Below are 12,594 nucleotides of genomic sequence, written 5' to 3'. Positions count from 1 at the left end.
TAATGCATAAATACATTTTGACAACAGAAGAAGGGAGAAGAGATCATGTGTGGGTGATTGGGGATGGAGATGAATATATAAGACAGAAACAGATGAAAGAAAATCAGATATCAGGCGATAAATTAGTTTTGTTGTTTTTTTTTTTTTTTTCAAGCAGAAGACGGCATACGAGATAGCGTAGCGTCTCGGGGGCTCGGAGATGTGTATAAGGGCCAGGGGGGCGGGCATGCCCTCAGCGTCGGCGCCGACCGCCTGCCGCCGCGTCCCGCTGCGGGCCTGCCGCCGCGGGCGCCCCGCCCGGCCGGGCGGTGGCCCCGGACCCGACCAGGGGTGCGCTCCGGCGGGCGCGGGGGCCACCCAAAGGTGGTGCCTCCCGGGGCGAGGACCGGTCGTGCGGGGGTCGGCGGCGGGCGGCGGACCTCCTAGGCTCGGCTCGTGCCCACCCGCAGCGCCGCGCGCCTCGACGCCCTGACGGCGGCCGGGGTGCTGCTGGTGTGGACGACGGTCGCTTTGCTCGCGCGGCGCAGCGGCTACTGGCACCCCGCGTGGTTCGGCGCGTACCTGTGGGCCGGGGTCGGCGTGGCCGTCCCGCTCGCGCTGCGGCGGGCCGCGCCGGCCACGGGGTTCTGGCTGACGACCATCGGGTACCCGGTCGGGTACCTGCTGCTGGTGCAGGGGACGGCCATGCGCTCCGACTTCCACGTCCTGCCGCTGGTCGTGGCGGCGTTCGTGGCGACGCAGGCAGGGCTGCACCCGGCACTGGTCGGTGGGGTGACGGTGTCCGTGGTGATCGCCCTGCGGGTGGGCGTCGAGGGCGCGCGGGCGATCGTCGGCGGCTGGGCCGGCCCGCACGACTTCTCCCGCACGACGCTGCTGGTCCTGCTCGTCGCGGCCGCGACGCTGCTCGGCGCGATGGTGCACCGGCAGGCGGAGACCAGCCGCTCGCTCGCGGAGCGCAACGCCCAGCTGCGGGCCCTGCAGGCGGTGCGCGCGCGGGCGGCCGTGCGGGCGGAGCGCACCCGCATCGCGCGGGAGCTGCACGACGTGGTCGCCCACCACGTCACCGCGATCGTGGTGCGGGCGCAGGCGGCCGACCGGGTGGGCGCCGACCGCCCGGAGGAGTACCGCGAGGCGGTCCGGTGGATCGCGCCCGCCGGGCGGGAGGCTCTGACCGCGATGCGCTCGGTCGTGCGGGTGCTGCGCGAGCCGGACGGCGCGGCGACCGCCTGGCCGCCGCTGCCGGGCGCGGACGACGACGACCACGCGCTTCCCGCCGGTGCCGCTCGCGCCGACGCCGGTCCCGGAGCGGCCCCGCTCGCGCCGCTGCCCGGGCTGGCGGACCTCACCGCCGTCGCGGAGCGCGTGCGCGGCGCCGGGCTCGCCGTCACCGCCGAGCTGCCCGACCCGCTGCCGCCCTGCCCGCCGGACGTGGGACTCGCCGTCGTCCGCGTCGCGCAGGAGGCGCTCACCAACGTGCTCGTGCACTCGGAGGCCGGGCACGCGTCGCTGCGGCTGTCCGCCGGCGCCGGGATCCTGGTGCTCGACGTCGCCGACCCCGGACCCGCCCGCGGGCTGCCCGGGTCGCCGGGCGGCGGCAACGGCCTGGTGCACATGCGGGAGCGCGCCGCGGCCTGCGGCGGCACCCTGCACGCCGGCCCCGCGGACGGCGGGGGCTGGCTCGTCCGGATGGAGGTCCCTGTGCCATGACCGACCCCGCCATGCCCGGACCCGCCACCGCCGCTGCGGCCCCCGTGCGCGTCGTCATCGCCGACGACCAGGCGATGATCCGCCTCGGCCTGCGGATGATCCTCGACCACGAGCCCGACCTCACCGTCACCGCGGAGGCGGCCGACGGGCAGGCCGCCGTCGACCTCGCGCCCGGCGCCGACGTGGTGCTGATGGACGTGCGGATGCCCGGGACGGAGGGCATCGAGGCCACCCGCCGCATCCGGGCCGACCCTGCGCTCGCGGGCGTCCGGGTGGTCGTGCTGACCACGTTCGACGACGAGGAGTACGTCACCGGGGCGCTGCAGGCCGGGGCGGACGCGTTCCTGCTCAAGGACACCGACCCGGGCACGCTGGTCGCGGCGGTGCGGCGGGTGCACGCCGGCGGCAGCCTGCTCGACCCGGCGGTGACCGCCCTGGTGCTCGACCAGTGGCGGCGGTGGGGGCGGGGGCGTCCCGGCGACGCCGCCCCGGGTGCCGAGGCCGCGGGGCTGGCCGCGCTGACGTCCCGCGAGCGGGAGGTGCTGCTGGCGGTGGCGCGCGGCCGGTCGAACCAGGAGGTCGCGGACGATCTCGGCCTCACCGTCGCGACGGTCAAGGCGTACGTGCACACCGTCCTCGCGAAGACCGGCTGCACCGCGCGGACGCAGCTCGTCGTGCTGGCGTACGAGGCCGGCCTGGTGGTGCCGGGGCAGGGACCGGAGGCGGACGGGGCCTGACGCTCGGCGCGCGCCGGCCCGCCGGGTCCGCCACGCTGGTGCCGGGCATGCAGCAGGGACAGGCAGCAGGGACGCGCGGCAGGGAGGACCACGGGTGGCGGACCGGCGGCGCCGCGGTGAGCGGCGCGAGGCTGACTCGCACGACGGGCGCGACGGGCACGGCGGCGGGCACGGCGGGCACGGTCTCGAGACGTACCGGTCGATGCGGGACTTCGGCCGGACCCCGGAGCCCGCGGGCGCGCCGGAGCCGGCACCACCGGCATCCGGCGCACGCCGGTTCGTCGTCCAGCGGCACCGTGCCACCCGCCTGCACTACGACGTGCGGTTCGAGGTCGACGGCGTCCTGGCGTCGTGGGCCGTGCCGCGCGGGCCGACGCTCGACGCGGGCGTGCGCCGGATGGCGGTGCACGTCGAGGACCACCCGCTGGAGTACGCCGACTTCGAGGGTGTGATCCCGAAGGGCGAGTACGGCGGCGGGGACGTCATCGTGTGGGACCGCGGGACGTGGGAGCCGCACGGGACGGACGACCCGGCGGCGGCGATCGCCGCGGGGGAGCTGCACGCAGACGTCCACGGCTCCAAGCTGCACGGCCGCCTGGTGCTGGTGCGCAGCGGCGGGCCGGACGCACACGGCAAGGAGCAGTGGCTGCTGCTGCACAAGCACGACGAGCACGCGGTCGACGGCTGGGACGCCGAGGACCACCCGCTGTCGGTGCTGAGCGGCCGCACCAACGACCAGGTCAAGGCGGACCCCGACCGGCTGTGGCGCTCGGACCTGCCCGCGGCCGAGGCCACGGTCGAGCTCCGCGCCCCGGAGGTCGACCCGCCGACCGAGGACGAGCTCGCGGCGCTGGACGACCTCGGGCCGGCCGGCGGGACGTGGGAGGTGTTCGGGCGCTCGCTGCGGGTCACCAACCTGGACAAGGTGCTGTTCCCGGCGCGCGAGGGCGAGGAGCCGGTGACCAAGCGGGAGCTGGTGCGGTACGCCGCGCGGATCGCGCCCGTGGTGCTGCCGTACCTGCGCGGCCGCGCGCTCAACATGCACCGGTACCCGCAGGGCGCCGGCTCGAAGGGGTTCTGGCACAAGGAGCTCCCCGACCACGCGCCGGACTGGCTGCCGCGGTGGGAGAACCCGGAGGCGGACCCGGGCGAGACCCGCACCTACCTGGTGGTCGACGAGCCGGCGGCGCTGGTCTGGGCGGCGAACTTCGGGGCGCTGGAGTGGCACGCGTGGACGTCGCGGACGGCGGCCATGCACCTGCCGACGTACGCGCTGGTCGACCTCGACCCCGGGCCGTCGACGTCGTGGGAGGACGTGCTGCTGCTGGCGCGGCTGCACCGGGACGCGTTCGCGCACCTCGGGGTCCGGGCGGTGCCGAAGGTGACGGGGCAGCGGGGCATCCAGGTGTGGGTGCCGATCGCCGTGGGGCCGCCGTTCGACGAGACGCGCGCGTGGGTCGAGCGGCTGTCCCGGACGGTCGGCGCCGTGGTGCCCGAGCTCGTGAGCTGGCGGTGGGAGGTGAAGGCCCGCGGCGGGCAGGCGCGCCTGGACTACACCCAGAACGCGATCAACAAGACGCTCGTCGCGCCGTACAGCCCGCGCGCACGACCCGGTGCCCCCGTGTCCGCGCCCATCACGTGGGACGAGCTCGACGAGCCGTGGCTGCGGCCGGACGCGTTCACGATCCGCACGGTGCTGGACCGGGTCGCCGAGCGCGGGGACCCGTTCCGGGACGTGCTGCACGCGGACCAGGTGCTGCCGCGGCTGGCCTGACGTCCGGGCGTTGTCACGGCGGGTGTGGCAGGAGCATGATCACTCGAAAGGGGTAATCCGGACAATACGGACAGTCGATCGCGACGGCCGGCCCCAGGGGACCGCGAGGCGGTGCCGCCATGGGGCAGCCCGACGACCGCGAGGAGCAGCCGCCCGTGGACGCGCGCCTGCTCCGCCCGCGCGACCTGGTCGACCTGCGCATCGAGGCGCCCGGCTGCACGATCGAGCCCGCGGGGGACGGCGCGGAGCTCGTCGCCGGACCGGACGCCTCGCTGGTGGTGCACCTCCCGCCGCAGCACCTCGCCGAGCAGGTGTGGCAGGCCGGCGCCCCGCCGCCCGCGCCCACCCCGCCGACGGTCGCCTCGAAGCACGTGGCCGCGGGGCCCTCGCGGCTGGTCTACGCGCTCCCCGAGGGCACCCGGATCGGCTGGACCCTCGAGCAGGTGCTCGCCGCGCTGCCGGACCTGCGGCTGCGGGTCGCCGCGAACGCCACACCGGCCGGCGAGGCGACGCCGGAGCGGCGGGACCCGGAGCCGCCGGGCGAGCGGGAGACCGCGATCGAGGCGCCGTACCGCCTGGTCGTCTCGCCGAGCGCGCGCGGCGGGTTCCGGCACTCGAGCACCCCGGTGGGACCGCCGGACCGCGCGGAGCTCTGGCGCACGCACCTGACCGTGCACCCGCCCGGCGACGGCGAGGCGCCCGACCCCGACCCCGACCCCGCCGCGCAGCGCGTCGTGCGCGCGCTGTGGACCCGCGACGCGGAGCAGCGCCTGGACCTGCCGGCGTTCGACCAGCCGCTCACGCCGAAGGACCGTCGGGCCGTCGTGGGCCGGACCCACGGTGGCGACCCGCGCAACGCGGGCACGCCCCTCGAGGTCGCCCGGCTCGAGCTCTCGTCGCTGGGGGCGTGGTTCGACTGGAAGCAGTCCTGGGACCTGCCCGCGGACGTCGTGGACTACCGGCACCAGGCGTTCATGGGCCGGGACGCGTACGTCCGGGTGGCCTACCCGGGGCTGCTGTTCCCGTTCGGGCACCGGTGCTACCTGGTGAAGATCACCGAGCGCGAGGTGCGGCACCGGGCGACGCCCGTCGCGTACCTGTGGCAGCGGTGGTTCATCGTCGTGCGCCAGCCGACCCGCACGTACCCGCCCGGCGACCGGGACACCGTGTTCGGCGAGGTGACGATCAGCCCGCTGGTCACCCCGGACATCGACCGCCCGCCCGAGGACGGCCAGCCGTTCGTCCCGACGCGCGACGGCGTGCCGTACCCGTTCACACTGACGACCGTCGACCGTGGCGGCGGCGTCCGGACCTGGCCGGCCCCTCTGCTGTTCCTGCAGGCGGCCGAGCGGCGGGGGCGCACGGTCGTGATCGGCGCGGACCAGGCCTCCGCGCGGTACTTCCCGGTGCGGCAGATCCTCGGGAGCGGGCAGACGCTCGCCGTGGCGCCGCCGGTGCTGGCGGGGGACACGTCCGTCGAGGTGGCGCACCTCGTCTTCGACGGGGTCGTCGACCAGGGAGCCGCGACCTCGCGCCCGTTCCTGACGTCGCTGCGCGCGGTGGTCCCGGCCATGCGGCACCTGGCCCCGCAGGCGCCCGCGGTCGACCTGGTGCTCGCGCCGGCGTACCTCACCGACGGGCTGCCGACCCGCCTGCCGGGAGCGCCGCCCGTGCCGGGCCCGAACGCGGGGGAGGTCGTGCTCGCCCTCACCAGCGCCCCCGCGGCCGTCGACTTCACCGGCGGGTCGGACCGGTCGGGCGGGTTCATCGCCCCGAACCTCGCCGTCCGGGGTCTGTCCCGCGCCCTCGGCGCGGTCGGGGAGAGCGGCGCGGGTCCCTCGCCGCTGACCTCCGGCACGTTCGACCCGGCGGCGTTCCTCTCCGGCGCGGTGCCGAAGCTGTTCGGGTTGTTCAGCCTGCTCGACCTGCTGGAGGCCGGCGGGCTGGACGAGGCGCCGGCGTTCGTGTCCGACACGCTGGACGCGGTCACCCGGCTCGCGACGGAGGCGCAGCGGCTCCGGGCCGCGGTGGACGAGGCGCAGGCCCGGCTGGCCGCCGAGGTGACGGCGGCGGCCCACGGCGGCGCCCGGGCGGTGGCCCAGCGGGCGCACGACGAGCTGCAGGCCCGCACAGCGGCCCTGCGCGGCCACCTGGACGCGCTCGTCACCGCCCTGGACGGGCTGCCCGGCGCGCCCGACCCGGTGCGCGACGCGGCCGTGGACCTCGCCGGCGACCTGGGCCCGCTGCTCGACGCGGTCGGGCTGCCGGGCGTGCCCGCCGCGGTCCGGGCCGCGCTGACCGTCCCGGTGCAGGCCCTCACCACGCTCACGGACCTGGCCGCGGACGCCGCCGGGCTCGCGCGGCTGCTCGAGGGCGCCGTCTCGGGCCAGGTCACCGCGCGGCTGGCGTGGCGGCCGGCGATCCGCCCGTGGGGGCCCCCGGGGATCCCGCGGGTCTTCGCACCGCACGACCGGCACGCCCTGCGCGTCGACGTCGAGGTCCGGGCGTCCGCGAGCGCCCCGCCGGTGGTGGACGTGGTCGCCGAGATCGCCGGCTTCGACCTGAACCTGATCGGGGACGGCGGCGGCGGGCTGATGCGGCTGGTGTTCCGGCGCGTGGGGTTCCACGCCGGGTCGGCCGGCAAGCCGGAGGTCGACGTCGTGTTCGGGGGCATCGCGTTCCTCGGGCCGCTGTCGTTCGTCGACCGCCTGCGTGAGCTCATCCCGTTCGACGGGTTCTCGGACCCGCCGTTCGTGGACGTCCGCCCCGACGGGGTCACCGCGGGGTTCGACCTCACGCTGCCGAACGTGTCGGTCGGCGTGTTCAGCCTGGAGAACATCGCCCTCGGCGCCGACGCCCGCGTGCCGTTCCTGGGCGACGCGATGACCGTCGGCTTCCACTTCTGCAGCAAGGACGCCCCGTTCCGCCTGACGGTGCTCTGCATCGGCGGCGGCGGGTGGCTGGTGCTGCGTGCGGCCCCGAAGGGGCTCGTGCTGCTCGAGCTGGGCCTGGAGGCGGCCGCGGCGCTGTCGGTCGACCTGGGGGTGGCGTCGGGGTCGGTGTCGATCGCCGTCGGGGTGTACCTGCGGCTGGAGGCCGACCGGGGGCTGCTGACCGCGTACTTCCGGATCCGCGGCGAGGTCGAGGTGCTGGGGCTGGTCAGCGCCTCGATCACGCTCGAGCTGTCGCTCACCTACCAGTTCGAGACGGGCAAGCTCATCGGCCGCGCCTCGCTCGTGGTGGAGGTCGAGGTGCTGTTCTTCTCCGCCTCGGTGGAGATCACGGTCGAGCGCCGGCTGGCCGGCTCGAAGGGGGACCCGACGATGCTCCAGCTCATGCCGCCCGACGCCGACGGCGCCAACGCCGACTGGGTCGCGTACTGCGCGGCCTTCGCCCCGGCGCCGGTCTGAGGGGCGACCATGCCGACGACCCTCCTGGCCACGGCCCTGCCGCACTCGCTGGCAGACGACGCCCCGTTCCACCTCACCGTGTTCGTCACGCACAAGCTCGTCGCCGGGCCGGGCGAGCCCGCGGCGCCGACGCTCGCCGACTTCCCGCCCGCCGCGGACTGGGTGGGCACGCTGGCCGGCTGCACGCTCACGCTGAGCACCTCGCTCGGAACCCCGCTGCCGCTGCGCGTGGTGTCCGCGCCGGACGCCGGCGCGTGGTCGGCCGCGCTGCCCCCGGGCACCCGCGTCGCGACGTTCCCCGCACCGGCGGTGTCCGACGCGCCCTGGCGCACCCTGCCGGCGAGCCGGATGAGCGACCACGCCGTCGACCTGCACCTCGCCGCGGTGACCGCGGCGCCGACGCGGCGCCCGGGGCTCGCCGGCGACCCCGTCGCCGAGGGGCTGCTCGAGACCCTCGCCGGGCTCGACCGCCGCGGGCCGCTGCGCCGGCTGCTGGACGACGCGCCGGCCCGGGCCCGCCGCGCGCTGCAGCTGCCCGCCCGCCGGCTCCAGGAGGCGCTGACCACGATCGGCCCGCTGACGGAGCCGGACCCCACCGAGCGGGAGCCCCGGCGCGGTCGCGAGCTCCCGCCGCTGCCGCCCTACCAGTCGGAGATCGCGGACCAGCCGTCGCCGGTGGAGGTGCTGCTGGACGACCCGGACGCCGACCGACGCGTGACGGAGCGGCTCGACGCGGTCGCCGCGCAGGGCCCGGCCGAGGACCCGCAGCTGCGGCTGCTCGCCGACGCGCACGCGGTCCGCCGGTACTACGAGCGGCCCGAGCTGCCGCAGCCCGAGCCGCGCGCCGAGCCGGACCCGGCCGCCACCCCGCCGCCCCGGCCCACGCCGCCGGAGCCGGACGTGCACGCCCGCATCGCCGGGTTCGGTGCGACCCCCGCGCTGCTGCGCCGGCTCGGGCTGGCGGTGGACGTCGTGCTCGACGGCGTCGACGCGGCGGGCGCGCGCGCGGCGCTCGCGGGTGCTGCGTGGGTGAGCGTCGGGATCACGCCACCGGACGGCGTCGCGCTCGAGGTGCTGCCGCCGCGCCGGACCGCGGTGGTCGTCGAGGGGGCCGTGTTCGCCGCCCGGTCGTCCGCCGACTGGGTCGGGGGCGCGCTGCCGCTGGGCGACGACGACTGGGTCGTGCTGGACACCGACCCCGACGCGTCGGGGCTCAAGCTCGACCAGCACGTCCGCAACCTGGCCCGGCAGTACGCGAGCGAGGCGAACGGCGACCCGGCCACGTCGGCGCCCGGCACCCTGCGCGCGACGGGCTTCGCGCTCGCCCGCCGGGAACGGGCGGCGCAGGTGCGGGAGCGCGTCGGGCAGGCCGAGCAGCTCGCCGCCGCCGACGGCACCCGCGAGCTCCTGCTGGACGACCTGGTGCGCGGCGTCCGCGTCGAGGTGTGGGACGACGTCACGCGCGAGTGGCACGGCCTGCACCGGCGCCGGGTCACGGCGACGGGCCCGGACGGGACGGTGCTGCTCGACGACGAGCCGGATGCCGGGTTCCTCCAGCTCTCCGCTCTCAACCGGACGCCCGGCGACCCGGGCGGCTACTACCTGCACGAGGTGGTGGCCGGCTGGGACGGCTGGAGCCTGTCGGCGCCGCGGCCCGGCCGCGTGGTCGTGCACGTCGAGCCGCCCGGGCCGGACGGGGCGACCGAGGCGGTGCTCGACGAGCCCCCGGACGCGCCCGCCGACGGCGTCCGGGTGACGTCCCGCGTCGAGCCCGGTTCGCTGCCGCGCCTGCGCTACGGGACGTCCTACAGCTTCCGGGTGCTGGCGGTGGACCTCGCGGGCAACGCGGTGCCGCAGGTGGTGTCGGCGCACCGGCGTCCGGTCCTGCCGCTCGCGGACGGGCCGGACGTCGACGCGGCGCGCGCGCACCTCAGCCGGCTCAGGGCCGCCGTCGAGCGGCGCGACGCGGCCGGGGTCGCGGTCGCCCGCCGGGACGCTGTGGTCGCCCGGCTGCGCGGCGCCGGCGGGCGCGGGGCGCGGGTGCGGGTCCCGGACGAGCTGCTGTCCGGCGAGCCCCTGGTCGACGCGACCCTGCGTGACCTGGTCGCCCGCGCCGCGGCCTCCGAGCCCGCGACCAGCGCCGCGCAGCGGCTGCTCGACGACGTGACCGCGGCTGCGCGGGTGCTGGCCGGAGCGCGCGCCACGCTGCGGGTCCGCCCCCAGCTGCGCACCGACCCGGCCCTGCTCGCCGCACTCGCCCGCAACGACGACCTGCTGCTGCCGGCTGCGGCCCGGCTGCCCGTGCGGCCGGTCGTCACCGCGCCCCGGCCCTACCTGCGGTGGGACCCGGTCCCCGCGCCGGCGCTGGTGCCGCGGCACCACCTCGGCACCGGCGAGCAGCCCGCCCACCTGGTGGTGCGCAGCGGCGGGGCGGGGGACGCGACAGGCCCGGACGCGCGCGCGACCGCCGAGCGGCACCTCGCCGCGCCGAAGGCCACGCAGCTCGAGGCGGAGACCGCCGGGCGGTTCGACGCGGCGATCGGCACCGGGGACGCCGCCGAGGTGCAGCGGCTGTACGCGGTGGCGCTCGCGGAGCGCGGCACGCTGCTGGACCAGGCCGCCCCGAGCCTCACCGACCCCCGGGCGACCGACCCGCAGCCCGGGATCGCCCTGGCAGATCGCCCCGGCGCGGACACCGACCCGGCGCGCCGGGCGACGCTCGAGGACGTCGCCGCCGACCGCGGCCGCCCGCTCGGCGAGGGCCAGTACGTCGTGCACGACACCGACGCGCTGCGGCTGCCGTACCTGCCGGACCCGTACGCGAGCGGCGTCTCGCTCGTGTTCTACGGGGCCGGCGCGCCGCACGGGCTGCCCGAGCCGGAGGCCCTGCAGGCGGTGGCCGTGCCGTACCCCGGGTCCTGGCCCTCGGTGCAGCCGCTGCGGCTGGTGCTCGAGCGCGGGGACGCTCTGGACGCGCGGGTCGAGGGGCACACGGTGCGGGTCGCGCTGCCGCCCGGCGAGCAGGTCCGCGTCGCGGTCTCCAGCACGGTGGACGTGCGGGCGCTGGAGCACTTCGGGCTGTGGCGGTCGCACCTGGCCAGCGCGGCCGACCCGGCGGACGGGTTCACCACCGACGAGGTCGTCGCCGCGGCCGCGCTGATGCGGGCGGCGTCCTCCGGGTGGACGTGGTGGCTGACGCCGTCCGTCGACGTCCGCCTCGTGCACGCCGTGCCCGTGCCTGTGCGGCCCCCGGAGCTGCGGGGGCTGAGCGTGTTCCTGCGACCGCCCGGGCGGTCCGTGGTGGCCCTCACCGGGCTGGTCGACGTGCACGGCTCCAGCACCGACACGCTCGTCGTCCGCGCCACCTGGACCGAGACCGTCGACGACCCCGCCGCGCCCGGCCCGCAGCAGGTCACCCGGTCCGACGTCGTCGTCCGGTCGGCCGTCGGCGAGCGCGAGCGGACCGGCGTGCTGTTCCTGTACGACCTCCAGCCGGCGGGGGCCCTGGCGTCGGCGCTCGGCGGGATCGGCTTTCACCGGGCGCTCCAGACGTTCGAGGACACGCACCACCGCCGCGTCACCTACGTGCCGACCGGCACCACCCGGTACGCGGAGTACTTCGACCCGGCCGACGTCCCCGCGGAGCCGCCGGCGGGGGAGCCGGTCGTCCTCGACATCCCGTCCTCCGCCCGGCCCGCCGCGCCCACCGTGCTCGACACCGTGCCGCTGCTGCGCTGGTCCGCCGGCCCCGAGCCGGACGACCCGTTCGCGTGGCGGCAGGTCCGGCGCTCCGGGGTGCGGGTGTGGCTGGCCCGGCCGTGGTTCTCCTCCGGGGACGGCGAGCTGCTCGGCGTGCTCGTGTTCGACCCCGACGAGTGGGTGCGGGGCGACGACGACACGTGGGTGCGGCGGCCCAAGGCGCAGCAGGCGCCGGACGGCGCGACCAGCCTGTGGGCCGCCGACCCCGTCGTCCAGGACGGGGGCCCGGTGTCCGGCGCGACCGTGCCGCCGCTGCTCGCGCTCGACCAGCTGGTGCTCGACCTGGTGGAGACCGCGGCGGCCGAGGGTGCCGGGATCCGCCCGCCGCTCGGCGGCGAGCCCCCCGGCGGGAGCGAGCGCGGCTGGCCGGACGAGCCCGGCAGCCCGGTCGCCGTGGCCGCGGCGGTCCCGCTGCGGGACGTCGTCGAGCACCCCGCGGTCCGCGTGCTGGGCTACCGGCCCGAGTACGACGCCGCGTCCGGCCGGTGGTTCGCCGACGTCGCGCTGCACGAGACGCCCGCCCTGTGGCCGTTCGTCCGCCTGGCGGTGGCGCGGTACCAGCCCGACGCGATCGACGGCTGCACGCTGTCACCGGTCGCGCTGACGGCGTGGGCGCAGCCGCTGCCCTCGCGCACGCTCACCGTCGGCCGGCCCGACGCCGGGCACGTCCAGGTGACGCTGACCGGGGTCGTCAGCTGGCTGCGCCCACCGGAGGAGCCCGTCCCTGGGATCCCCGGTGAGCAGCTGAGCGCCGACACCCCGACCGGTGAGGCCGCCGAGCGGGCCGCCCGGCTCCAGGCGTCGCGCACGGTCCGCGCGACCGTCCAGCACCGGCCCGAGGGCGCCGGCGACCTCGGCTGGGAGATGGTGTCGACGTCGCTCCTGCTCGCGGTGTCCGTCGAGGACTCCGGCGGGTTCCGGGCGACGTGGACCGGGTCGGTCGTGCTGCCCGTCGCGGACGACGACGTCCCGGGGCTCCGGCGGCCGGGGGTCCCGGGCTCGCGGTGGCGGGTGCTGGTCGAGGAGCACGAGCTGCTCGACGCCGACCCGCTCCCCGGGGGCGCCGACCCCACGCGGGTGCCGCGGCTCGTGCACGCCGACGTCGTGGAGCTGTAGAGACCCCCGCGACCCCTGGGCCGCGGCGGCCCGGCTCGCGTACGCTCGGCAGCAGTCCCGGGGACGACGGGTCCGTCCTCCGGCGGGCCTG

General features: G+C 77.2%; 5 protein-coding genes. All 5 read left to right on the top strand.

Features of this window, described 5'->3' with window-relative positions:
* Positions 1–435 precede the first annotated feature (435 nt).
* The 5 genes from KJP73_RS13400 (at position 436) to KJP73_RS13380 (ending at position 12,503) form a co-directional block, all read left to right on the top strand.
* Complete coding sequence (locus tag KJP73_RS13400; RefSeq protein ID WP_213283363.1) at positions 436–1,707, top strand: sensor histidine kinase; 1,272 nt, start codon at positions 436–438, stop codon at positions 1,705–1,707.
* The gene (locus KJP73_RS13395) at positions 1,704–2,444 is read left to right on the top strand and encodes a response regulator transcription factor (RefSeq protein ID WP_249669377.1); all 741 of its coding nucleotides are present in this window, start codon (positions 1,704–1,706) and stop codon (positions 2,442–2,444) included. The genes KJP73_RS13400 and KJP73_RS13395 overlap by 4 nt, the downstream gene beginning before the upstream one ends.
* Before the next feature lie 94 nt (positions 2,445–2,538).
* Positions 2,539–4,218: a DNA polymerase ligase N-terminal domain-containing protein gene (locus KJP73_RS13390; protein ID WP_249669376.1), complete on the top strand. Its 1,680-nt coding sequence runs from the start codon at positions 2,539–2,541 to the stop codon at positions 4,216–4,218.
* 119 nt (positions 4,219–4,337) lie between these two features.
* Positions 4,338–7,628, top strand: a complete 3,291-nt coding sequence (locus KJP73_RS13385) for a hypothetical protein (RefSeq protein ID WP_213283362.1) — start codon at positions 4,338–4,340, stop codon at positions 7,626–7,628.
* A gap of 9 nt (positions 7,629–7,637) precedes the next feature.
* The gene (locus tag KJP73_RS13380) at positions 7,638–12,503 is read left to right on the top strand and encodes a hypothetical protein (RefSeq protein ID WP_213283361.1); all 4,866 of its coding nucleotides are present in this window, start codon (positions 7,638–7,640) and stop codon (positions 12,501–12,503) included.
* Positions 12,504–12,594: the final 91 nt, after the last annotated feature.

Origin of the sequence: Cellulomonas hominis (assembly GCF_901521055.1) — a bacterium.
GTDB classification, from domain to species: Bacteria; Actinomycetota; Actinomycetes; order Actinomycetales; family Cellulomonadaceae; genus Cellulomonas; species Cellulomonas endometrii.
The sequence above is the reverse complement of the archived record's forward strand: the minus strand, read 5'-3'. Positions and strand labels throughout refer to the sequence as shown.